The 22,361-nt window shown below is 74.1% G+C and carries 21 protein-coding genes and 2 pseudogenes; 8 read left to right on the top strand and 15 right to left on the bottom strand.

The features are described from left to right. Window positions 1-171: 171 nt before the first annotated feature. From ACZ7D7_RS01560 to sigE, 4 genes are all read right to left on the bottom strand, one after another. Complete coding sequence (locus ACZ7D7_RS01560) at window positions 172-606, bottom strand: sec-independent translocase (RefSeq protein ID WP_470821464.1); 435 nt, start codon at window positions 604-606, stop codon at window positions 172-174. Window positions 607-788: 182 nt separating this feature from the next. Then, window positions 789-2,546, bottom strand: coding sequence for a S1C family serine protease (locus tag ACZ7D7_RS01565; protein WP_470821465.1), 1,758 nt, complete (start codon window positions 2,544-2,546; stop codon window positions 789-791). Between the two features lie 770 nt (window positions 2,547-3,316). Next, window positions 3,317-4,270 (bottom strand): anti-sigma factor family protein, encoded by a 954-nt coding sequence (locus tag ACZ7D7_RS01570; protein ID WP_470821466.1) that lies wholly within the window; start codon window positions 4,268-4,270, stop codon window positions 3,317-3,319. Beyond that, window positions 4,267-5,037 carry an RNA polymerase sigma factor SigE gene (sigE, locus tag ACZ7D7_RS01575; RefSeq protein ID WP_470821467.1) on the bottom strand — a complete coding sequence of 257 codons (771 nt, stop codon included), beginning with the start codon at window positions 5,035-5,037 and terminating at the stop codon, window positions 4,267-4,269. Before sigE ends, ACZ7D7_RS01570 begins: the two co-directional genes overlap by 4 nt. Before the next feature lie 162 nt (window positions 5,038-5,199). Between sigE and ACZ7D7_RS01580 the strand changes: the two genes are divergently transcribed. Next, window positions 5,200-5,898, top strand: a complete 699-nt coding sequence (locus tag ACZ7D7_RS01580; RefSeq protein ID WP_470822416.1) for an O-methyltransferase — start codon at window positions 5,200-5,202, stop codon at window positions 5,896-5,898. A gap of 98 nt (window positions 5,899-5,996) precedes the next feature. Here ACZ7D7_RS01580 and ACZ7D7_RS01585 read toward each other — a convergent pair whose 3' ends face one another. Continuing rightward, window positions 5,997-6,164: a DUF3117 domain-containing protein gene (locus ACZ7D7_RS01585; protein ID WP_003966491.1), complete on the bottom strand. Its 168-nt coding sequence runs from the start codon at window positions 6,162-6,164 to the stop codon at window positions 5,997-5,999. A gap of 354 nt (window positions 6,165-6,518) precedes the next feature. On the opposite strand from ACZ7D7_RS01585, the gene chcB reads away from it, so the two are divergent. After that, window positions 6,519-7,322 (top strand): 2-cyclohexenylcarbonyl CoA isomerase, encoded by an 804-nt coding sequence (chcB, locus tag ACZ7D7_RS01590; RefSeq protein ID WP_470821468.1) that lies wholly within the window; start codon window positions 6,519-6,521, stop codon window positions 7,320-7,322. 61 nt (window positions 7,323-7,383) lie between these two features. On the opposite strand, the gene ACZ7D7_RS01595 is transcribed toward chcB, so the two are convergent. Continuing rightward, window positions 7,384-7,974, bottom strand: coding sequence for a DNA-3-methyladenine glycosylase I (locus ACZ7D7_RS01595; protein WP_470821469.1), 591 nt, complete (start codon window positions 7,972-7,974; stop codon window positions 7,384-7,386). Then, window positions 7,971-8,324, bottom strand: coding sequence for a DivIVA domain-containing protein (locus tag ACZ7D7_RS01600; RefSeq protein ID WP_470821470.1), 354 nt, complete (start codon window positions 8,322-8,324; stop codon window positions 7,971-7,973). Before ACZ7D7_RS01600 ends, ACZ7D7_RS01595 begins: the two co-directional genes overlap by 4 nt. Window positions 8,325-8,449: 125 nt before the next feature. On the opposite strand from ACZ7D7_RS01600, the gene folP reads away from it, so the two are divergent. After that, on the top strand, window positions 8,450-9,310 hold the full coding sequence (folP, locus tag ACZ7D7_RS01605) for a dihydropteroate synthase (protein WP_470821471.1): 861 nt from the start codon (window positions 8,450-8,452) through the stop codon (window positions 9,308-9,310). A gap of 10 nt (window positions 9,311-9,320) precedes the next feature. Here the strand turns inward: folP and ACZ7D7_RS01610 are convergent, their stop codons facing one another. Further along, window positions 9,321-10,079 carry an LOG family protein gene (locus ACZ7D7_RS01610; protein ID WP_470821472.1) on the bottom strand — a complete coding sequence of 253 codons (759 nt, stop codon included), beginning with the start codon at window positions 10,077-10,079 and terminating at the stop codon, window positions 9,321-9,323. Between the two features lie 127 nt (window positions 10,080-10,206). Continuing rightward, the gene (dapE, locus tag ACZ7D7_RS01615) at window positions 10,207-11,286 is read right to left on the bottom strand and encodes a succinyl-diaminopimelate desuccinylase (protein ID WP_470821474.1); all 1,080 of its coding nucleotides are present in this window, start codon (window positions 11,284-11,286) and stop codon (window positions 10,207-10,209) included. Between the two features lie 188 nt (window positions 11,287-11,474). Here dapE and ACZ7D7_RS01620 point away from each other — a divergent pair, with 188 nt between their 5' ends. Both ACZ7D7_RS01620 and ACZ7D7_RS01625 read left to right on the top strand, forming a co-directional pair. Next, window positions 11,475-12,503: a VldE C-terminal domain-containing protein gene (locus ACZ7D7_RS01620; protein ID WP_470821475.1), complete on the top strand. Its 1,029-nt coding sequence runs from the start codon at window positions 11,475-11,477 to the stop codon at window positions 12,501-12,503. A 326-nt stretch (window positions 12,504-12,829) separates the two neighbouring features. Beyond that, window positions 12,830-13,276 carry an ATP-binding protein gene (locus ACZ7D7_RS01625; protein ID WP_470821476.1) on the top strand — a complete coding sequence of 149 codons (447 nt, stop codon included), beginning with the start codon at window positions 12,830-12,832 and terminating at the stop codon, window positions 13,274-13,276. Between the two features lie 148 nt (window positions 13,277-13,424). Here the strand turns inward: ACZ7D7_RS01625 and ACZ7D7_RS01630 are convergent, their stop codons facing one another. After that, window positions 13,425-14,525, bottom strand: coding sequence for a bifunctional succinyldiaminopimelate transaminase/glutamate-prephenate aminotransferase (locus ACZ7D7_RS01630; protein ID WP_470821477.1), 1,101 nt, complete (start codon window positions 14,523-14,525; stop codon window positions 13,425-13,427). A gap of 211 nt (window positions 14,526-14,736) precedes the next feature. After that, on the bottom strand, window positions 14,737-15,063 hold the full coding sequence (gene fdxA / locus ACZ7D7_RS01635) for a ferredoxin (protein ID WP_365959624.1): 327 nt from the start codon (window positions 15,061-15,063) through the stop codon (window positions 14,737-14,739). 140 nt (window positions 15,064-15,203) lie between these two features. Between fdxA and ACZ7D7_RS01640 the strand changes: the two genes are divergently transcribed. Further along, window positions 15,204-16,241: a GNAT family N-acetyltransferase gene (locus ACZ7D7_RS01640; RefSeq protein WP_470821478.1), complete on the top strand. Its 1,038-nt coding sequence runs from the start codon at window positions 15,204-15,206 to the stop codon at window positions 16,239-16,241. 17 nt (window positions 16,242-16,258) lie between these two features. Next, a complete protein-coding gene (locus ACZ7D7_RS01645) occupies window positions 16,259-17,110 on the top strand; it encodes a transglutaminase family protein (RefSeq protein ID WP_470821479.1) in 852 nt (283 codons plus the stop codon). Between the two features lie 134 nt (window positions 17,111-17,244). On the opposite strand, the gene ACZ7D7_RS01650 is transcribed toward ACZ7D7_RS01645, so the two are convergent. The 4 genes and pseudogenes from ACZ7D7_RS01650 to ACZ7D7_RS01665 all read right to left on the bottom strand — a co-directional run bounded on the left by ACZ7D7_RS01650 (window position 17,245) and on the right by ACZ7D7_RS01665 (window position 21,878). After that, on the bottom strand, window positions 17,245-19,485 hold the full coding sequence (locus tag ACZ7D7_RS01650) for a hypothetical protein (protein WP_470821480.1): 2,241 nt from the start codon (window positions 19,483-19,485) through the stop codon (window positions 17,245-17,247). A gap of 197 nt (window positions 19,486-19,682) precedes the next feature. Beyond that, window positions 19,683-20,093: a DUF6113 family protein gene (locus ACZ7D7_RS01655; RefSeq protein WP_470821481.1), complete on the bottom strand. Its 411-nt coding sequence runs from the start codon at window positions 20,091-20,093 to the stop codon at window positions 19,683-19,685. Continuing rightward, a complete protein-coding gene (gene mshB, locus ACZ7D7_RS01660; protein WP_470821483.1) occupies window positions 20,090-20,953 on the bottom strand; it encodes an N-acetyl-1-D-myo-inositol-2-amino-2-deoxy-alpha-D-glucopyranoside deacetylase in 864 nt (287 codons plus the stop codon). The genes ACZ7D7_RS01655 and mshB overlap by 4 nt, the downstream gene beginning before the upstream one ends. A 9-nt stretch (window positions 20,954-20,962) precedes the next feature. Then, window positions 20,963-21,878, bottom strand: a pseudogene (locus ACZ7D7_RS01665) (helix-turn-helix domain-containing protein). Window positions 21,879-22,189: 311 nt separating this feature from the next. Between ACZ7D7_RS01665 and ACZ7D7_RS01670 the strand changes: the two are divergent. Next, window positions 22,190-22,357, top strand: a pseudogene (locus ACZ7D7_RS01670) (helix-turn-helix domain-containing protein); the annotation flags it as partial. Window positions 22,358-22,361: the final 4 nt, after the last annotated feature.

Raw genomic sequence — 22,361 nt, forward strand, 5'->3', positions numbered from 1 at the left:
GCATATCCACACCCGTGCGCACTCCCGGGAAATCGCCCGGCGCGCGGGTCATCCGCGCGACGGCCGCGCGCCGGGCGCACGACACGAAAGGGCAGGAGGGGGCCCCTGCGGGAGCTGCCGCGTATGAGACGCGTCACGTGCGGGCGGGGGTGAACCGCTCCCCCGTACGGCTCAGGTGGCGTCCGCGTCGAAGGGCGGGCGCTCGTCGCGCCGCGGCTCCTCGGGCTTCTTGGCCATGTCGACGCGGCCGGCCGAGGGCGCGGGGGCGGCGGCGGAGTCCGTGTCGCGGCCGTTGACCGCGTCCGTGACCTCGGCCATCTCCTTCTTCAGGTCGAAGCCGTTGCGGATCTCCTTGAGCCCCAGTTCGTCGTTGTCCAGCTGCTTGCGGATGAACGTCTTGGGGTTGAGGTCCTCGAACTCGAAGTCCTTGAACTCGGGGCCGAGCTCCTGCCGGATGTCCTGCTTGGCGCTCTCCGAGAACTCGCGGACCTTCCGGATCGTCCGCATGACGTCCTGGATGACCTTCGGGAGCTTGTCCGGACCGAAGACCAGCACGGCGAGGACGACGATCGTCACCAGCTCGAGCGCGCCTATGTCATTGAACACCTGAAGCTCCTTGCGATGTCCTCGGTCCTCGGCCCTCGGTGGTCTGTGCGGGTCTTCCGTGGTCCGGGCCGGATCCACGGTACCCGCCGATCCCGCCCCACCGGTACCGTCCCGTGACGTCCGGGTGCGTGTATGCGATCGGTTTTCGCACGGTTCACCGGAACCATCCCGTTACGGCCACCTCAGTCGCCCTGCGAGGATCCGAGGACGAGGGAGATCGTCCGCTCCTCGCCGTCGCGCTCCATGGTCAGTTCGAGGCGGTCGCCGGGGCGGTGGGCGCGGGTCTTGACGATCAGTTCCTCACCGGAGTGGACGCGTTGGCCGTCGACCTCGGTGATGACGTCGCCCGGCTTGATCCCTGCCTTGGCGCCGGGGCCGCCCGGGGTGACCGAGGGGCCGCCGTCGTTGCCCTTGGTGCCGACGCGGGCTCCGTCGCCGCCGTAGCCCATGTCGAGGGTGATGCCGATGACGGGGTGGGTCGCCCTGCCGGTGTTGATCAGTTCCTCGGCGACGCGCTTGCCCTGGTTGATCGGGATGGCGAAGCCGAGGCCTATCGAGCCGGACTGGCCGCCCTCCGGGTCGGCGCCGCTGTCGGCGGAGCGGATGGCGGAGTTGATGCCGATGACCCGGCCGCGGGCGTCGAGCAGCGGGCCGCCGGAGTTGCCCGGGTTGATGGGCGCATCGGTCTGGAGGGCGTCCACGTACGAGATGTCGCTGCCGTCGCCCTTCTCGCCGCCCGCCGTGATGGGGCGCTGCTTGGCGCTGATGATGCCGGAGGTGACCGTGCCGGCCAGGTCGAAGGGCGCGCCGATGGCGACGACGGGGTCGCCGACGCGGACGTTGTCCGAGTTGCCGAGGGGCATGGGGGTGAGGTTCTTGACGCCGGTCACCCGCACGACGGCGAGGTCGTAGCCGCCGTCCCGGCCCACGAGCTTCGCCGTGGCGGTGTCTCCGCTGTGGAACGTCACCGTTATCTCGCCGTCGGAGCCGGCGGGCTCGACGACGTGGTTGTTGGTGAGGATGTGACCGCGGTCGTCGAGGACGAAGCCGGTGCCGGTGCCCTGCTCGTCCTTGCCGCTGACGTGCAGCGTGACGACGCCGGGCAGGGCGCGGGCGGCGATCCCGGCCACGCTGTCGGGCGCCCGCCCGGAGCTCTCCTTGCCGGCCTGCGGCAGCTCCACGCCGCCGACGCCGCCGTTGCGCTCGAGGTACGCGCCCACGACACCGCCGACGCCGCCGGAGACGACGGCGATCAGCAGGATGCCTACGAGCAGCAGCTTGCGCCCGCGCCTGCGCCGCTGCTCGGTGCTCGGCACGGCTGCGCCGGTCTGCTGCAACACCCCGGCACCGGTGGACGCGGCCGACGCGGCCGACGCGGCCCAGGGGTCGTAACGCCGCCAGGGGTCGGGGGCGCCCTCTGGGGACGCCGGGGCGTGGGCATCGGCGGCCGGGACGGGCACGGGCGCCGGGGAGGCGGAGGCGTGGGGCTGCGGGGCCAGAGGCGACGCGTGAGGCGCGGGAGCGGCGACGGCGGGCGCCGGGTGAGGCCCCGGCTGCACCGGACCGACGGCGGGGACCTGGCCGGGCGGCACGGGCGCGACAGGCGGCGCCACGACGGCCGTGCCGTGCGCCGGGGTCGTCGCCGGGTGCTGAACGGGCGGCGCGGGCGCCCAGGGCCCCGGCTCACCGTACGGCGGGGTGCTGTAGGGATCGGGGTCGTGCAACGGCTTGGGCCGATCACCACCGGGAGTCCCGGCGACGGTGGTCGCGACGTCGGCCACGGGGGAAACGGCGACGGAAGCCGAGGCGGACGGCCCGGCGAGGGCGAGACCCTCGGCGGGGGAAGCGGATGGCGCACCGGCGGCCCCGGCGGACGACTCGGCGTCGGCAAGACCAGCGGCGGGAGAAGCGGACAGCCCACCGGCGGAGCCAGCGGACAACTCGGCGTCCGCAAGACCAGCGGACGGCTCGGCGTCCGCAAGACCAGCGGCAGGAGAAGCGGACAGCCCACCGGCGGCCCCGGCGGACGACTCGGCGTCGGCAAGACCAGCGGCGGGGGAAGCCGATAGCGCGCCGGTGGCCCCGGCGGACGACTCGGTGGACCCGGCCGGAGAAGCGGAAGCGCCGGGCGACTCGGTGGCCCGCGCGGCGGCGGACTTCTCGACCGCGCCGGCCGGAGAAGCGACAGCGGCGAGCGCCCGCGTGGCGTCGGCGGAATCGGCGGAGACCGTCTCGGCATCACCCCCGGCAGCGGCGCCGGGCGCCCCGGAAGCCCCAGCCGGACGAGCGCCGGTGGCGAGCGCTCCCGCGGCCGGGGCGGCAACGGCAGGTGCCGTCTCAGTGCCGCCGGCCGGGACATCCGCCGCGCCGGAGGCGGCCTCCGCGCCGGTGCCGGCCGGGCGCTCAAGCTCGTAGTCGCCGTCGCTGTCGGTCGCCGTGTCGGCGGGCGCGTCGGGCGGTGTCGCCGGGCCGCCCGATTCACCGTGTTCCCGTGGTCCTGGTACGTCCGGCTGTCCCGGTGCGCTCCCCGTCGCCACCGGCTGCCCGGCAGGGCCCTGTGTGGGCTTCCCCTCGTTCATGCTCTCCCCACGCTGCCCGCGGCACGGCACGTCGGCGGTGGCCGCAGTTCGTCGACTCCGCGCCCGGCACCCTGGCGGGGGCGCGGCCCACCCCGGATTCAATCAGGTTCGCGGGCCGGACGACGCGCCCGTTACGGAAGGTTGCGGAAGGACGGCGTCGGCGTGGGGACCGGGGTGGCCTCGGGGACGGGTGCGGTGAGCAGACCGGGGGGCGTGGACCACGAGGTCAGGGAGACCGGCGGCGTGGCGGTCAGCGGGCGTATGAGCGGGGACACGGCGGTCGGGTCCGACGGCGTGCCGGGCGGGGTCGCGTAGTGCCGTGCCGTGGCCGGGGACGGCAGGCCGGGCAGCAGCGGCGCGGACACCGCGGTCGGGGCGGCCTGAGTCCCGCCGATCGCCTGCTGGCCGCCCTGGACCGACACGGGACCGGCGGTGCGGCGGCGCTGTGAGTCGGGGGTGGCCGCGGCTCCCGCGCCCTGGGGACGCAGTGGAGTGACGTTGCTGCCGGAGCCGGCGCGCGACTCCGACGTGTCGGCGGTGGTGCCGGTGGTGACCCCGCCGAGGGCGATCGCGGCCAGCGACACGGCCCCGGCGGCGACGAACGCCAGCCGCAGTCCGCGCGAGGACGGCCGGTCGGTGTCGTGGCGGCCGACGTCGTGGATGCGGAAGCCGCGGCCGGGGGCGGACGGCAGCACCGCGGCGTGGGACCTGGCGGGCGCGTAGCCGAACGGGAAGCCGTCGTCCCGCTTCACGCCGAAGGCGCCGGACGTGCCCAGTCGGCCGGGCAGACCGCCGAAGCCGTCGCCCAGGCGGGTGGAACCGCCGTCCGGGTCCCCGCCGGGCAGCCCCTGGAGGCGGGCCAGCAGGCTCTCCGAGGGCGGCGGCGGGGCCGTCTCCGCGAAGACGTTCTTCAGCCGGCGCTGCTCGTCCACCTCCGCCTTGCACTTCGGGCAGGTGGCGACGTGCGCCAGTACGCGCTCGCGCGCGTCATGACCGAGTTCACCGTCCACCAGGGCGGCGAGTCGGTCTCCCAAATGCTGCTCTGCGAGGTGTCCCTCGACAGGTTTCGGCCGTGACCCGCTCACGCGCTCGCGCCCCCTCCTCCCAGTGCCGGCACGCGGGCCGCGAAGGTGCGGCGCTCGGCCCGCGCCTCCGGAGACCGGTGCGCGAGGGCCTTGCGCAGCTGGGAGCGCCCGCGGTGGATCCGGGAGCGGACCGTGCCGAGCTTGACGCCGAGGGTCGCGGCGATCTCCTCGTACGACAGTCCTTCGATGTCGCAGAGCACGACCGCGGCACGGAACTCGGGGGCGAGCGTGTCGAGGGCCTGCTGGACGTCCGCGTCGAAGTGGGCGTCGTTGAAGATCTGCTGCGGGGTGGGTTCCCGGCTGGCCAGCCGCTCGGCCGCGTCCTCGCCGAGCGCGTCGAAACGGATGCGCTGCTTGCGGCGGACCATGTCCAGGAAGAGGTTCGTGGTGATGCGGTGCAGCCAGCCCTCGAACGTCCCCGGCGTGTACGTCGACAGGGAGCGGAAGACGCGGACGAAGACCTCCTGGGTGAGGTCCTCGGCGTCGTGCTGGTTGCCGGTGAGGCGGTAGGCGAGGCGGTAGACCCGACCACTGTGCGTGCTGACGATCTCCTCCCACGTGGGCGGAGTCCACGCCGAGCCGTCCGCGTCGGTCGAGAACGTCGCGGTCTGCGGGTGGCCGGCGGCGTGGCTGTGGTCAGCGGTGTCGTTCACGGATTTCGGCCTGCCCGCCGATCCGAGGAAGCGCCGCAGCGCTCCTCTCCGATCCACAGGCGCAGCCGCACCTCCCCTGTCGGCTCTGGTGGTGTCCAGTGGAGCCCCTACCATAGCCACCTCGCCCGTTAGCTCCGGATAAGCGGTTTTACGAGAAATTGATCTGGGCTGACACGGCTCGTACGGCTGCGTCAGCACTTGCTCGGCGTCCCGGTCCACCCGCCACCCCCCGTCACGGCGTCCGCCCCTTGCTCATCCCTTTTAACGACCGGTCCCATCTGCGGGTTCCCGGCGCCAACGGATACAGTCACGCCGAGGCAACCACGGGGACAGGAGAGGGTCATTACCGGCAACCGGCAGACGAGCTGGGCGTTCGCCGACGCCTTTGTCGCCGAGGACGACGCGCTGCACTGGGCCCGCGACCGGGCCCGTGAGGCAGGGCTGCGCTCGGTGTCGCCCAGCACGGGCTCCGCGCTGCGGTTGCTCGCCGCCGCCGTGGACGCGAAGGCCGTCGCCGAGATCGGGACGGGGTGCGGCGTCTCCGGGATCCACCTGCTGCACGGCATGCGGCCGGACGGGGTCCTCACCACGGTCGACCCGGAGCCGGAGCACCAGCAGTTCGCGCGCCAGGCGTTCCGGGCCGCGGGGTTCGCCAGCAACCGCGCCCGGTTCATCCCCGGCGGGGCCCTCGACGTGCTGCCGCGGCTCGCGGACGCCGGGTACGACCTGGTCTTCTGCGACGGCGACCGGCTGGAGTATCCCGACTATCTCGCTGAATCGTTGCGTCTGCTGCGATCCGGTGGACTGGTCGTCTTCGAGGGCGTCTTCGCCAACGGCCGGACCGTGGACTCGGGCCCGCAGCCGACCGAGGTGCTGCGGCTGCGCGAGCTGCTGCGCACCGTACGCGAGAGCCAGGAACTCGTGCCGTCGGTGCTGCCGGTCGGCGACGGGCTGCTGTGCGCGGTCAAACGCTGACCGTCAATGCCCCCGGAATTCCGGGAATCCCGGGAAAACAACAGCCCCGGCACCACGTACGGTGCCGGGGCCACTGAAAGGGTATGGTCGCTCGCGCGTCAGCCGACGACCTTCTTGAGAGCGTCGCCGAGCGCGTCGGCCTCGTCCGGGGTCAGCTCGACGACGAGCCGACCGCCGCCTTCGAGCGGAACGCGCATGACGATGCCCCGCCCCTCCTTGGTCACCTCGAGCGGGCCGTCACCCGTCCGCGGCTTCATGGCCGCCATGCTCGTTCCCCTTCCTGAAACCAGCTCATCGTCAAAGCCGACGGCCCCCTGAAGGGCACGCACGGTCCGGAACTGGCACGCGCGCGACACCGGCATCGAACACATTGCTTCCCAGCCATTATCCCGCATGGCAGGACCCGATGACCAACATCGGTCGGCATCGCTTGGGCAACGCACGCGAGCAAAACCACTCAATTCGGCGGTGTGACTGCGATACTGCGCGCCCGTACACACATCCGCCGAACGGAAACCGCCCGGAATTCTTTGACGCAGCTCACACGGCCGGTCCGTTCCGCCGTCGTGGATCTCCGCCATGCTGTCCAGCAGACAACCGCCACACGGAGGGGATACGCCATGGCCGACACCGTGCTCTACGAGGTGAGCGACGGGCTCGCGACGATCACGCTGAACCGCCCCGAGGCGATGAACGCGCTGAACGTCGAGGCCAAGGTCGCCCTGCGGGACGCGGCGAGGTCCGCCGCCGACGACGACGCCGTACGGGCCGTGCTGCTGACGGCCGCCGGTGAGCGGGCGTTCTGCGTCGGTCAGGACCTCAAGGAGCACATCGGGCTGCTGGCCTCGGACCGGGAGTCCGGCTCGGGGCAGACGATGAGCACGGTGCGGGAGCACTACAACCCGATCGTGCGGGCGCTGGCCGGGGCCGCGAAGCCGGTGGTGGCCGCGGTGAACGGCGTCGCGGCCGGGGCGGGCTTCGGTTTCGCGCTGGCGGCCGACTACCGGCTGGTGGCGGACACGGCCGCGTTCAACACCTCCTTCGCGGGGGTGGCGCTGACCGCCGACTCCGGCATCTCGTGGACGCTGCCGCGGGTCGTCGGGCCGGGCCGGGCCGCCGACCTGCTGCTGTTCCCGCGCAACATCGGCGCGCAGGAGGCGTACGAACTGGGCATCGCGAACCGGGTCGTGCCGGCCGCGGAGCTGCGGGCGGAGGCGGAGAAGGTGGCGCGGGCGCTGGCCGCGGGGCCGACGGTCGCCTACGCGGCACTGAAGGAGTCGGTGGCGTACGGGCTGACGCATTCGCTGGAGGAGGCGCTGGAGAAGGAGGACGAGCTCCAGACGCGGGCCGGGGCCTCCGAGGACCACGCGATCGCGGTGCGGGCGTTCGTCAACAAGGAGAAGCCCGCGTATCTGGGCCGGTGAGGGTCGCGCGCGGGGGCGTCGACGTCTTCCGTGCGGGCCGGTGGGACGCGGTGCCCGGTGCTCAGGCGCCGGACGGGCCGGGGCCGCGTGCCACGCACGTCTCCAGGTGGTCGTCCACCAGCCCGCACGCCTGCATCAGCGCGTACGCCGTCGTCGGGCCCACGAAGCGCAGGCCCCGCTTCTTCAGGGCCTTGGACAGGGCCGTCGACTCCGGGGTGATCGCCGGGACGTCCGCGAGGGTCTTCGGGGCCGGGCGGCCGGCCCCGGGGGCGTGGGACCAGATGAGGTCGTCCAGGTCGCCCGGGGCCCAGTCGGCCAGCACGCGCGCGTTGGCGAGCGTGGCGTCGATCTTGGCGCGGTTGCGGATGATGCCCGGGTCGGCCAGGAGGCGCGCGCGGTCGTCGTCCGTGAAGGCGGCGACCTCGGCGATGTCGAAGCCGGCGAAGGCGGCGCGGAAGCCGGGGCGGCGGCGCAGGATGGTGATCCAGGACAGGCCGGACTGGAAGGCCTCCAGGCTGAGCCGCTCGAACAGGGCGTCGTCGCCGTGAACCGGGCGGCCCCACTCCTCGTCGTGGTACGTCACGTAGTCCTCGGTGGACAGCGCCCACGGGCAGCGCGGGGCGCCGTCGGGACCGGCGAGGGCGGCGCTCACTGCTCGTCCTCCGGCGCGGGCTCGTCCGGGGCGGCCCGGTGGGCGGCGGCCCGGGCGCCGGCCAGCGCGGACTCCAGGTCGGCGATGCGGGCGTCCCGCTCGGCGAGTTCGGCGCCGAGGCGGCCGAGGGCGTCGTCCACGTCCGACATGCGGTAGCCGCGCACGGCGAGCGGGAAGCGCAGGCGCTCCACGTCGGCGCGGCCGAGCGGCCGGTCCGGCGGGAGCTGGTCCTCGAGCCGCTCGGGCGGGGCGTCGGGCAGCGGGGCGCGGTCGCCGCCGCCGACCACGGCGAGGGTCACCCCGCTGACCACGACGGCGAGCGCCACGACCAGGAACAAGAACATCACCATCGCTGGGGCCCCCACGTCGGATGGATCGGATGCGGATGTGTCAGGCTCCGATCGTGCCATGCGACTCTGACACTCAGGGCCGCGGGCGACCGTGGAGCGGGACGTACAGGGAGAGGTCACAGGGGATGCTCAGGCTGGGCAGGCGCGAATTCGACCCGCACGAGCCGGTGATCATGGCGATCGTGAACCGGACCCCGGACTCCTTCTACGACCAGGGCGCCACCTTCCGCGACGAGCCGGCCCTCGCGCGCGTGGAGCAGGCCGTGGCCGAAGGGGCCGCGATCATCGACATCGGCGGTGTGAAGGCCGGGCCCGGCGAGGAGGTCACCGCCGAGGAGGAGGCGCGGCGCACGGTCGGTTTCGTGGCGGAGGTGCGGCGGCGCTTCCCGGACGTCGTGATCAGCGTGGACACCTGGCGCCACGAGGTCGGCGAGGCCGTGTGCGAGGCGGGCGCCGACCTGCTGAACGACGCGTGGGGCGGGGTCGACCCGAAGCTCGCGGAGGTCGCGGCGCGGTACCGGGTGGGCCTGGTCTGCACGCACGCGGGCGGCGCCGAGCCGCGCACGCGCCCGCACCGGGTGACGTACGACGACGTGATGGCGGACATCCTGCGGGTGACAGTCGGTCTGGCCGAGCGGGCGGTGGCGCTGGGCGTGCCGCGGGAGTCGGTGCTGATCGACCCGGGGCACGACTTCGGGAAGAACACGCGGCACAGCCTGGAGGCGACGCGGCGCCTGGACGAGATGGTCGCCACGGGCTGGCCCGTGCTGGTGTCGCTGTCGAACAAGGACTTCGTCGGGGAGACGCTGGACCGGCCCGTGAAGGAGCGGGTGCTCGGGACGCTGGCGACGACCGCGGTCTCGGCGTGGCTCGGCGCGCGGGTGTACCGGGTGCACGAGGTCGCCGAGACCCGGCAGGTGCTGGACATGGTGGCGTCGATCGCCGGTCACCGTCCCCCGGCGGTGGCCCGCCGGGGTCTGGCGTAGCGGATCGGTCTCAGCGCCCGGCTTCCTTGGAGACCAGGGCGACGGCCTCGTCCACGTCGTCCGTGACGTGGAACAGCATCAGGTCCTTCTCGGCGGCCTTGCCCTGGGCGATCACCGTGTTCCTGAGCCAGTCGACCAGGCCGCCCCAGTACTCGCTGCCGAACAGGACGATCGGGAAGCGGGTGACCTTCTGGGTCTGGACCAGGGTCAGGGCCTCGAAGAGTTCGTCGAGGGTGCCGAGGCCGCCGGGCAGGACGACGAAGCCCTGCGCGTACTTGACGAACATCATCTTCCGCACGAAGAAGTAGCGGAAGTTGAGGCCGATGTCGACGTACGGGTTGAGTCCCTGCTCGAAGGGCAGCTCGATGCCGAGGCCGACCGAGATGCCGCCCGCGTCGCAGGCGCCCTTGTTGGCGGCCTCCATGGCGCCGGGGCCGCCGCCGGTGATGACGGCGAACCCGGCCTCGACCAGGCCGCTGCCGAGCCGGACGCCGGCCTCGTACTCCGGCGTGCCGGCCGGGGTGCGGGCGGAGCCGAAGACGCTGATCGCGGGCGGGAGTTCGGCGAGCGTGCCGAAGCCCTCGATGAACTCCGACTGGATGCGCAGCACCCGCCAGGGGTCGGTGTGCACCCAGTCGGTCGGGCCGCCCGCGTCCAGCAGCCGCTGGTCGGTGGTGCTCGCCTGTACCTGGTCCCGCCTCCGGAGGACCGGTCCCAGGCGCTGCTCCCCGGGCGGCTTCCTCTTCCCCTCGGGGTTTCCGGTAGCCATGTGCGCTCCCTCCGTCGGCATGTCGTTCGGCCTCAGCGTAGATCCACAGGGGTTACAGCCGAGGGACCTCCGCATGTCCGCCCGTGAAGCGCCGTAAACCGGCCCTGTCTGTTGCGGAGCTCGCGCGTCACGCGGTCAGCCAGGACCGCAGCCGCTCCTCGCCCGCAAGGATCTTCGCGGTTTCCACCCGTTCGTCCCGCTTGTGGGCCAAGTGCGGGTTGCCGGGGCCGTAGTTGACGGCGGGGACGCCGAGCGCGGAGAACCGGGACACGTCGGTCCAGCCGTACTTGGGCATCGGCGTGCCGCCGACGGCCTCGATGAAGGCCGCCGCCGCGGGGTGGGACAGGCCGGGCAGGGCGGCGCCGCTGTGGTCGTCGACGACGAACTCCTCGACGCCGCAGTCGGCGAACACCTCGCGGACGTGGGCCAGCGCCTCTTCCTCCGAACGGTCGGGCGCGTACCGGAAGTTGACGGTCACGACGCACTCGTCCGGGATGACGTTGCCCGCGACGCCGCCGGTGATGCCGACCGCGTTCAGGCCCTCGCGGTACTCCAGGCCGTCGATGACCGGGTGGCGCGGCTCGTAGGCGGCGAGCTTCGCGAGGATCGGCGCCGCCGCGTGGATGGCGTTGGAGCCCATCCAGCCGCGCGCCGAGTGCGCCCGCTCGCCCTTGGTCTTCAGCAGGACCCGCAGGGTGCCCTGGCAGCCGCCCTCGACCTGCCCGTCGGACGGCTCCAGCAGCACCGCGAAGTCGCCCTCCAGCCAGTCGGGGTGCGCCTCGGCGACATGCTTGAGCCCGTTGAGCTCGGCGGCGACCTCCTCGTTGTCGTAGAACACGAACGTCAGGTCGCGGTTGGGCGCCGGGACGGTCGCCGCGATGCGCAGCTGGACCGCGACGCCCGCCTTCATGTCGCAGGTGCCGCAGCCCCACAGCACGCCGTCCTCGTCGAGGCGCGAGGGGACGTTGCCGGCGATCGGCACGGTGTCGATGTGCCCGGCGAGGATCACCCGCTCGGGCCGCCCCAGGTCGGTGCGGGCCACCACGTTGTTGCCGTACCGGTCGACCGTCAGGTGCGGCAGGGCGCGCAGGGCGCTCTCGATCGCGTCCGCGAGGGGCTTCTCGGTGCCGCTCTCGGAGGGGAAGTCGACGAGCCGGGCGGTGAGCTCCGCGGCGTCCAGGGTGAGGTCAAGCGGGGTGTCGGCCATGGCCCCGACCCTAACGTCCCCGGGCTTTCGCGCCTCGGCCGCACCGGACCGTCGGGCCGCCGTGGCACCGTCGCCCGGGCCGCTGCGACGGTGTCCGCCCGGGCCGCCGTGGCGCTGTCCGTCCGGGGCGCTGTGGCGCTGTCCACACCTGGGTCCGTACGGGCGTGCGCCTCCAGTACCTTGTACGCGTGCCAGAGCCGCCCCCCTCTTCTCCCAAGCGTCGCGGCCGCCTCTTCCGATTCGGGGCGGCCTTCGTGGTCCTGCTCGCGCTCGCCGGCTACCTCGCCGTGCAGTACGTCACCGGGAACAGGAGCGGGCCGGGCTGCAAGGTCGTCTCCGCCAAGGGCGACGGGGCGACGTACGAGTTCTCGCCGGAGCAGGCCGTGAACGCGGCGACGATCACCGCCGTGGGCACGGCGCGGGGCCTGCCGGAGCGGGCCGTGACGATCGCGCTCGCCACCGCGCTCCAGGAGTCCGCCCTGCGCAACATCGACCACGGCGACCGGGACTCCCTCGGCCTGTTCCAGCAGCGGCCCTCGCAGGGCTGGGGCACCCCGGCCGAGATCATGGACCCGACGTACGCCTCGGCCATGTTCTACGACCACCTGGTGAAGGTGCCCGGCTACACGCGGCTGCCGCTGACGGTCGCCGCGCAGCGCGTGCAGCGCAGCGGTTTCCCGCAGGCGTACGCCAAGCACGAGCCGGACGCGACGCTGCTCGCCGCCGCCCTCACGGGACGCTCGGCGGCCACGCTGACCTGCGAGGGACGGCCGGGCGCCACCCGGGAGGCGGGCGCGGAGGCGGTGCGCGAGGCGCTGGTGCGCGACTTCGGGCGGGACGCGCTGCAGCCGGCGGGCGCCGAGGTCGGCGACGCGGGCGCGACGCCCGCGCCGACGGCCACGGCGTCCCCGGGCGGCCGGGCGGGCGGCGGCTCCGGCGACCGCACGGTGGTGCTGCCGGTGACCCCCGAGCCGGGCGCGGACGGGGAGCGGAGCACCGGGCGGCGCGGCTGGCAGCTGGCGCACTGGGCGGTGGCCAACGCCTCGGCGCTGCGCATCCAGCGGGTGACGTACGCGGGCCGGGAGTGGACCGCGGGGCACACGCAGAGCCAGTGGCGGCCGGTCGCCGACCGGGGCGCGGCGGCCCCGAACGCGCCGGAGGGCGCGGAGGGCTCGGACAAGGGCGTCGGCACGGTCCGCATCGTGACCGCGCGGTAGTACGAGTCGTCACTCGCGAGGGTTATGCGCCCCACCGCCGTGAGCGGTGGGGCGCAGGTTTTCGTCCCGTCACCCGTGCATCCGCGAAAAGCCTTGCAAATCAAGGGCTGTAAGGATTCGGCGGACTTTCACACCGGACGGGGTTTGCCCGTTTTTCTCCGCAGGCGATTATGCGACGCATTACCAACTCTTTACGTCGGGGCGCCGCAACCTTCGCGGGATTCGAGCGGTAGTCACTGCGTCCGGGCCCGGACGATCAACACCCAGTCGGTCAACTGCCGGGCCCGGGGCGACACTTCATCGTTCTCTCCCGTCGAAGGAGCATCATGTCCCTCCCCCTGACCCGCCGGATCGCCCGTGCCGCGCTGCTCGTCGCCGCAGGAGCGGCCGCCGGGGTCGGCGCGGCCGGCTCCGCGAGCGCCGCCCCCGAGCTGCCCGCCACCCCGAACCTCGGCGGGCTCACCGCCCTGGACGGGGCGAACGCCGCCGCGACCGTCGACGGCGCGACGCAGCAGGTCACCAAGACGGCCGGGAAGACCGGCGGCAAGACGGTCGAGAAGGCCGTGCCCGTCGCGGGCAAGACCGGCGGCAAGGCCGTCAAGAAGGCCACCCCGGTCGCGCAGAAGGCGGCCGGTGACGTGGCCGGCTCCGCCGGTGACCTCGTCGGCGAGACGGCCGGCACGGTGACGAAGGGCGGCCTGCCGACCGACCAGCTGCCGACCGGTGGCCTGCCGACCGACCAGCTGCCCACCAAGGGCCTGCCCCTCGGCTGACCCGGCTGACCCGGCTGTCCGGCTGTCCGGCTGTCCGGCTGTCCGGCGGCCCGGCCGACCGGCTGCCCGCCCGCCCGGCACGCACAGAGCGGCGGGGCCCAGGATTCCCCTCCTGGGCCCCGCCGCTCGCGTGTGTGCGGGCGCGCGCCTACGCGGACGTCAGGCGCTCCGCCGCCGCCCGGACGCGCTCGTCCGTCGCCGTCAGGGCCACGCGGACGAACCGCTCGCCCGCCGGGCCGTAGAAGTCGCCGGGCGCGACCAGGATGCCGAGCCCCGCCAGGTGGGCCACCGTGTCCCAGCAGGACTCGTCCCGCGTGGCCCACAGGTAGAGGCTCGCCTCGCTGTGCTCGATGCGGAAGCCGTGCTCCAGCAGCGCCTCGCGCAGCACCGCCCGGCGGGCCGCGTAGCGCTCGCGCTGCTCGCGGACGTGCGCGTCGTCGCCCAGGGCCGCGACCGTGGCCGCCTGCGTCGGCGCCGACGTCATCATGCCGCCGTGCTTGCGGATCTCCAGCAGCGGGCCGAGGACGGCCGGGTCACCGGCGAGGAAGGCGGCGCGGTAGCCGGCGAGGTTGGAGCGCTTGGACAGGGAGTGCACGGCGACGATGCCGTCGTAGGAACCGCCGTTGACGTCCGGGTGCAGGACCGAGACCGGGTCGGCCTCCCAGCCCAGCTCCAGGTAGCACTCGTCGGAGAGGACCAGCACGCCGTGCTCGCGGGCCCAGGCCACGATCCGGGCCAGCTCGTCCTTGGCGAGGACCTTGCCCGTCGGGTTGGACGGGGAGTTCAGCCAGAGCAGCTTCAGGCCGGCCGGGTCCAGCGCGGTCGGGTCGTCGTACGCCTCGTACTCGGCGCGCGCGAGCCGGGCGCCGACCTCGTACGTCGGGTAGGCCAGGCGCGGGAACGCCACGCGGTCGCCGGGGCCGAGGCCCAGCTGGGTCGGGAGCCAGGCGACGAGTTCCTTGGAGCCGACCACGGGCAGGACGTGGCGGTGGGTGACGTCCCGGGCGCCCAGGCGGCGCTCCACCCAGCCGGTGATCGCGTCACGCAGCTCAGGGGTGCCCCACACGGTCGGGTAGCCCGGGGAGTCCGCCGCGTCCGTCAGCGCTTTCTGAATCAGGTCGGGCACCGGGTCGACCGGCGTGCCGACGGACAGGTCGACGATGCCGCCCGGGTGCGCGGCGGCCGTCTGCTTGTACGGGGCCAGCTTGTCCCAGGGGAAGGTGGGGAGGCGGTCGGAGACTGCGGACACGGTCCTGGCTCGCTTTCGTGCGGTGCGGTGCGGGCGGCCCTGTCCGCCCCGTTCCCGTACGGTCCGGCCGGTGACGGTCCGGCCCGGTGACGGTCGGCCCGGTGACGGTCCGGTCCGGCTGGGAACGGCAAACGCCTCGGTCCCGTGCGGCCGTCGCGGTGACCGGGCCGTACGGGACCGAGGCGGCGCGCTTGCGGGCCGCTTGCGGGAATTACTCGCCGGACGCCTGCGGCGGCAGCGCGGCGATGAAGGGGTGGTCGCGCTCGATCAGCCCCAGCTTGCTGGCACCACCGGGCGAGCCGAGGTCGTCGAAGAACTCGACGTTCGCCTTGTAGTAGTCCTTCCACTCCTCCGGGGTGTCGTCCTCGTAGAAGATGGCCTCCACCGGGCACACCGGCTCACAGGCCCCACAGTCGACGCATTCGTCCGGGTGGATGTACAAGGACCGCTGGCCCTCGTAGATGCAGTCGACCGGGCACTCCTCGATGCACGCCTTGTCCTTGACGTCGACACAAGGCTGCGCGATGACGTAGGTCACGCTGTCGTTCCTCCTCGATAGGGCGCTGGCGGGCCTCCTCAGGCTCCGCCGCCTGGCGCGCGGGAGCGCGGCGTCGTCGATGCCCGCCCCTAGTATCTCCGTTCCTGGGCATGATCCGAACAGGAGGGGTGAACTGACCTGTGGAAATCTCTGCCGCCGGGCGCCTTGAGGTCCGTATCACCGCTGCTGACGTGGGCAAACGGGTCTCCGTGCGGTGCCTGAGAGTACCGGGGGGAACACCGGAGAAGTTCACTGACACGGTCGGTGTTCTCACATCATGGACGGACGGTGTGCTGCTCATCACACGCAAGTCCGGCGAGAGCGTGCGCATCCCCGAGTCCGTGCTGGTTGCGGGCAAGGTGGTGCCGGCCGCGCCGGCGCGGCGCCGGGGGCCCGCCTCCTCGTACGAGGAACTGGCCCGGGTCTCGGCGCGGGCCTGGCGGCCGGTGGAGAGCGAGCGGCTCGGCGACTGGGAGCTGCGGGCGGCGCACGGGTTCACGCGGCGCGCCAACTCGGTGCTGCCGCTCGGCGACCCGGGCGTCCCCCTGGACGAGGCGCTGAGCGCCGTACGCCGCTGGTACGGCGAGCGCGGCCTGCCCGCGTACGTCCAGACCGCGACCGGCGCGGAGGGTACGCAGGAGCTGCTGTGCGCGGAGCTGGAGCGGCGCGGCTGGGTGCGTGAAGTGACCGCCGAGCTGTGGACCGGGGCGCTCGCGCCCGTGGCGGACGTGGCCGACGTGGCCGAGCCGCCGGCGGTGCGGCTGGCGCGGGAGGCGGACGCGGCGTGGCTGGAGCGCTACGGGCGCAAGGGCGTGAGCGAGGTGGCGCTGAGGGTGCTGGGCAGCGGGCCCTCGGTGTGGTTCGCGACCGTGCCGGGCGCCGCCGGGGGTGAGCCGCCCGCGGCCGTCGGGCGGTGCGTGGTGGACGGCCGGTGGGCCGGTTTCGCGGCCGTCGAGGTCGACCCGGCGCTGCGGCGGCGGGGGCTGGCGACGGCCGTGATGGCGGCGCTGGCCCGGCGGGCCCTGGACGAGGGCGCGTCGGCCGCCTGGCTCCAGGTCGAGGAGGACAACGCGGCGGCGCGCGAGCTGTACGCGCGCCTGGGCTTCGCCGCACACCACGCCTACCACCACTACCGCGCGCCGGAAACCGGCGCCGGCGACCGGTACGACGCACCGTGAGAGGGCACCAGCCTGCTATGCGCTCCCCCTTCCCGCCTCCCCCGGAACGCTCCGCCGAACTGCGCGACCGGTTCGCCGCCGAGGTCCGCTCCGAGCGGCCCGACCTGTCGACGCTGTGCCTGCTGATCGGCGCGGCGGGGGACGGGACACTGGACGACGCCTCCGTCGACGCGGCGCAGATCGAGCTGGACCGGCTGGCGGGGCTGCTGCCGTACCGGCCGGGCGGGCCGCGCGCCTGGGCGGAGGCGCTGCGGGACCTGCTGGGCGGGGGCAATGGGTTCCACGGCACGCCGGGCGACTACCGGCGTCTGGAGTCGTCGCTGCTCCAGCACGTGCTCCAGCGGCGGCGCGGGCTGCCGATCCTGCTGTCGGTGGTGTGGCTGGAGGTGGCGAGGCGGGCCGGGGCGCCGGTGTACGGGGTGGCGCTGCCGGGGCACTTCGTCGTGGGTTTCGGGCCGGCCCGGGAGCAGGTGCTCGCGGACCCGTTCGACGGCGGGCGGGTGCTGACGGGGCCGGACGCCGAGTTGCTGGTCGTGGGGTCGACCGGGGCGCCGCTGGACCCGTCGATGCTGGAGCCCGCGGAGCCGCTGGAGGTGGTGCTGCGGATCCTGAACAACATCCGGGCGTGGGCCGCCGCGCGGCCGGAGCGCTCCGACGTGTCGCTGTGGGCGCTGGAGCTGTCGCTGCTGCTGCCCGCGCACCCGGCCAGGCTGCGCTACGAGCGGGCGCTGCTGCTGGTGCGGCGGGGCGAGTTCCTCGCGGGCGCCGCCGAGCTGGACGCGTACGCGGAGGTCGTGGCGGCGGTGGACGAGGACGCCGCCGAGAAGGTGCGCGCGGAGGCCCGGGTGGCCCGCGCCAAGCTGAACTGACGCACGCCGGCTGCCGAGCCCTCGGCCGGACCCCCGCCGGTCGCACGCCAACAGGGCACCCGACGGCTCGGCTGCCGGGTGCCCCGTGAGGTGGGTGCGTGAGCCGGGTCGATCGCCCAGCCGGAACCAGTCGCTCAGCTGGGGTCGGTCTCGATGGTGGCCACGCGGTCGCCCTTGCTGGTCAGGACCTGGCGGAGGGCGGCGTAGACGTCCTGCGGGGTGACCGGGGTCTTCTCGCCGTTGCCCCGGGTGATGCGCACGTCGTCGAACGCCCCGCCGTAGAGCGCCTTCAGGGCGGCCAGGTCGGGCTTGTCGACCAGCTTGCCGCCCACGGCCTCGACCCTGAGGAACTTCCACAGGGACTTCTCCGGGCTCATCGGGACCGAGTGCGCCGCGTCGGTCTCCACCGTCACGGGCGCCGACATCGCCGGCTCGGCGAACTCCTTCATCATCCGGTCGACCTCGGCCTTGGAGACCTTGGGCTGCTGGACGCTCGTCGGGACGTTCACTGGCGCGGAGCTGCCGGTGCCGACCTGGGCGCGGTACGCCTCCGCCACGACGTCGGCCGCCCTGGCGACGTGGATGCCCTGGCCCGCCTTCGGGTAGACGGGCACGGCACGGCCGGACTGGAACTTGATGGTGCCCTCGGTGACGGAACCGGATCCGCCGGCCGAGTCCTCCAGGGCCGCGTACAGCTTCTCCTCGTCGACGGGCATGACCGGCTCGACGACCCGGTGGTTGCCGAACAGGGAGCCGATGACGGAGACCGGGTTGTAGTCGCTCTTGGCCGCCTCGGCGACCGTGGCCTGCATGTCGAACTGGAGCCCGGCCCGGTCCGGCGTGAGCTCGACGGTCTTGCCGCTCACCGTGAGCTTCAGCGGCTTGTTCACGCGGTCGTCGAAGGCCGCGTCGAGCTTCTCGACGGCGTCGTCGCGGGTGCCCCCGCCGATGTCGACGCCGAGCACGGTGGTGCCCTTGGGCACGTCGGAGTGGTTCATCAGCAGCCCGGCGCCGTAGGCGACACCGGCGACGAACACGACGCCGGCGCCCAGCAGCACCAGCTTGTTGCGGCCCTTCTTCGGCGGCTTCGCCGAGGAGGCCGACTGGGCCGGGGCGGGGTCGGGCAGCCGCGGGGGCGTGTGCGGCAGCGGGCCGTCGGAGGGCGTGCCCGGACCGTACAGGGAGTTGCGGTCGCTCGGGACGACCGGGATGCCGCTGGAGAGGGTGTCCCCCGAGACGTTCTCCCCGGGGTTGCCGTAGCCGAGGCCGCCCGGCGGTTCGGGGGCGGGCTTCTGCGGGGTGAGGATGGCGGTGTCGTCGCTGAGTCCGCCCCCGGGGCCGGAGCCGGGCGCCCCACCGGGGCCCGTCGTACCGGAGGGGCCGCCGGGGCCGGAGATCAGGCCGGGGCCGCCGAGACCGGCCGGGCCGGAGCCGCCGGGTCCGAGCGGCGGGGTCAGCGGGCTGTCGCCGGTCACCGGGCCGCCGGTGGGGCCCGTGGGGCGGGTGGTGCCGCGCGGGCCGCCGGGCTCGGTGAAGTCGTGGGGGTCGCCGTAGTCGGGGCGGCCGTCGCGGTCGACGCGGGGCTGCTGCCCGGTCCGCTCGTTGCGGCCGTCGTCCGAGAAGTACGGCAGGTCGTCGCGGCGCGCGTCGGTGTCGGGGCCGGTGCGCGGCCCGCCGCCCAGCGGGCCCGCGGCCAGCGCCTCGGTCACGTCGAAGGAGCCGGTGCCGCCGCCGTGTCCGGGCGCGACGGGTCCGCCGGTCGCACCGGAGAGACCGGCGCCGTTCGCGCCGGGTCGCCCGCCGCCCTGGGCGCCGGGCCGGGAACCGCCGGGCGCGTTCATGGAGCCGACGACGCCACCGGGACGTGCCGCGCCGGTGCCGGGCGTGCCGGAACCGCCCGTCGCGGGACCGGATCCGGCCGGGGCGGCGCCCGAACCGCCGGGACGGCCCGCGCCGTTGGCGGCGCCGCCGCCCTGACCGGCCTTGGGGGTCGCGGACTTGCGGGGCGCGAACCAGTCGCTGGTCTTCTCCTCGGCCTGCGGCGCGGGCTCGGCGGGAGGCGCGGCGGACGCGGTGGCCGGGGCGGGGCCGGGCGCCGGGGCCTCGGGCTCCGGTTCGGCCTTGCCGCCGTCGGAGTCCCCGACGGGCTTGCGCACGACGACCGGCGGAATCGGCCGGGACCCGGGGATGTTGATCCGGACGCGGGTCGTCAGCGTCGTCTCGGTCTTGCGTTCTTCCGGCTGCGCGGCCGAACGGCCCGCCTCCGCACCGCCGTCGGCCCCCGTCGGGGTGCCGTACGGCGGCGTGCCCGAGGGGTATGCGGCTCCGCCGCGCCCGTTGGGCCCGGTGGACGGACTGTCAGTTTCACGACTCAAGGCAGGTTCTCCCGGTTGGCTCCGCCGCCCGTCACGTCACCTCACGTTGGGGGGCTCCCCCGGCCCGAGCGGACTCGGGAGCTCGGGAGAAGCTCGGCGGCGCGCACCACCATACTGGCCACTTCTGGCCCGTATCTCCTGACCGCTGGGGAAACCCACACCGGACTCCCACGCGCGTGTCACGGCGAAGTGGTACGTCACTTCCCAAGTCGGGCGGGAGCCTCGTCGGGTTGCCGTACGGGCGCGAGCGTGGCACAGATCACAGCGACGGCCATGCCGCCGAGCAGGAAGAGGTACGAGCCGCTGCCCGCGCCGAACATGAAGTCGCCCTCGGGCCGGCTGGCGGTGAGCAGGATGACGGCGAGCATCCAGCCGCCGGCCGCGGCGGCGGCCCCGCCCCGGCTGCCGAGGGCGCGCCCGGCGCCAAGGCAGAGCCCGGCCTCGGCGGCCAGGGCGAGCAGCAGTCCGCCCGGGAACCACGCGGGCTGTACGAGTGCCCCGGCGACGGCGACGACGCCGCCGAGCAGGAAGAGGCCCAGGTGGGCGACGGCGCGACCGGCGGCGGGCAGGCGCGGCGGGCGGGCCATCGCCGGGGTGCGGTCGCTCATGCCGCCGCCTCCCCGGTGCCGGCGAACAGGTCGGTCTCGCGCAGCCCGGCGGCGCGCGGGCCCTGGACCAACTCGTAGTACTCGGTGGTGAACAGCGGCTGCGCGAGTTCGTTGGAGAGCGCGAAGTAGGGCTCGGCCACCTCGATCTGGGTGGCGTGGGCGCGCATCGCGGCGGCCTTGGCGGCGGCGTGTGCGGTGCCGTCGATCTCGGTGGTGATCCGGTCGTCGGCGACGACGCCGGGGACGTCGCCGAGGACGCCGGCCTTGGAGAAGGGCAGGCCGGGCAGGTCGTCGGCGAGCCGGGCGAAGGCGGCCTCTCCGGCGCTGCGCGGCACGCGGTTCCAGTAGATCTTGGCCAGGGGCAGGCCCGCGTCGGCGGCGAGTCCGGCGGCGCGCATGGCGACGCGGTGGGTCTGGATGTGGTCGGGGTGGCCGTAGCCGCCGTCGGGGTCGTAGGTGACGAGGACCTGGGGCCGCACCTCCCGGATCACCTCCAGCAGATGGGCCGCCGCCTCGTCGACGTCCGCCTGCCAGAAGCAGTCGGGGTCGTCGTTGTCGGGCAGGCCCATCATCCCGGAGTCGCGGTAGCGGCCGGGACCGCCGAGCTGACGGAAGTCCCGTACGCCGAGGGCGCGCATCGCCTCGGTGAGTTCGCGGTGGCGGTACTCGCCGAGGGCCGGTCCCGTCAGGTGCGCGAGGTGCGGCGGGATGACCTCGCCGCGCTCCCCGAGCGTGCAGGTGACCAGGGTCACATGGGCACCCTCGGCCGCGTACCGGGCCATGGTGGCGCCGTTGTTGATCGACTCGTCGTCCGGGTGCGCGTGCACCAGCAGCAGCCGCCGGGCTGGCAGTTCCGTCATGGGGCCACCTTATGAGGCGGCGCCCGGCGCGTTCACGGCGCGCTGTCGTCCAGGGCCGGCGCCCTCCTGCCCTTCGCTTCGGCAGTCGCGGCAGGGGCCCGGGCTCCGGGGCACGGAAGGCCCGGTCGCAGCCGTCGCAGTTCTGCATGGGCAACCGCGCCGGTGGCCTGGCGGACTTCTCGCCGAAGGGCGGCAAGGGCGGAAGCTGAGCGGCGAGGCGGTGCGCCAGGAGGGCGGCGGGGCGGCGTACGCCTTCCGGTGGCAGGTCGGCGCTCAGTGCGCGGCTCACGGCGGCCGGGGGCACGTCCCGCTCCAGCCAGGCGGCGACGCCGGGGGCCAGATGCTCCGCGTCGCGGACGGAGAGCAGCAGCCGGGGATCGTGACGGTGCAGGCCCGCGAGGACGTCGGCGGCGGCCTGGAGGAGCGCGGGGGCGGGGCAGGCGGGGCGCGGTACGGAGGGCAGCGACTTACGCGGTGTGCGCGGCGCAGGGACCCGAGCCCGGCCGTGCGCCTCGGCCGGTCGGCGCGCCGCGCCCGGCTGGTTGCAGGAGATCGTGCGGCTGACGATGCGCCCGGCGGGTGTGCGGTGCCGTTCGCGGCGCAGGTAGCCGTGGGCCTCCAGTTCCCGCAGGGCGGCGGCGATGCGCGTGGCGCCCTCCGGGAAGCGGGACGCGAGGTCCTTGATGCCGACCGGGGCGCCCTGCGGCAGCGACTGGAGGTGCACGGCGAGCCCGATCGCGAGGAGCGAGAGCTCCCTGTGCTGGGCCAGGTGGTTGCCGACGACGGTGAAACGGGTGGTGTGCCGGGTGTTGTCGTGCTGGAGCCCGCCGGTGCGATGGGCCGTCCCGGGCCGCCGGTTCGGGTGCTTGTTGCCCGCAAGGCGGGCGAGGGCGTGCGGGGGCACGCTAGGGTTCTGGGTACCCATCGGGAAGCTCTCTTCTTCCTCGGTGGTCAGGCCCTCGCACTGGGATTGCCCGTCCCGGCGAGGGCCGTCGCATGTCTGCGGTTGTCCTTGCCGCGAGCATATGACTGACAACCTCCCCGGAATCCAGCCCAGTTGGGACATTCACCCGGGCGAGTGACGCGCCGCCGCGGGCGGGTGGGGTGGGGCTTGGTGAGGGTTCTTTCCCTCTTGGTTCTTCAAAAGAGACCGCCCGCGCCACCGGAGCACGAGCGGTCGGGTTCCGGCGCCGACACCGTTTCCGATCACGTCACGAGGCGCGGCAGAACTCACTTACCGTGAGGGGAGGGTTGAAGCTGCGCCGGGAGGCGGTGGGCATGCGTGCCTGCGAGTTCGCGGTGGCCGTCGGGTACGGCGAGGACCTCGTGCACAAGATCGAGGGCGGCAAGCGAATCCCGCGGCCCGAGTACCTGGACACGGCCGACGGGGTACTGCGTGCCGGGGTCT

The organism is Streptomyces sp. NPDC037054, from assembly GCF_055606745.1.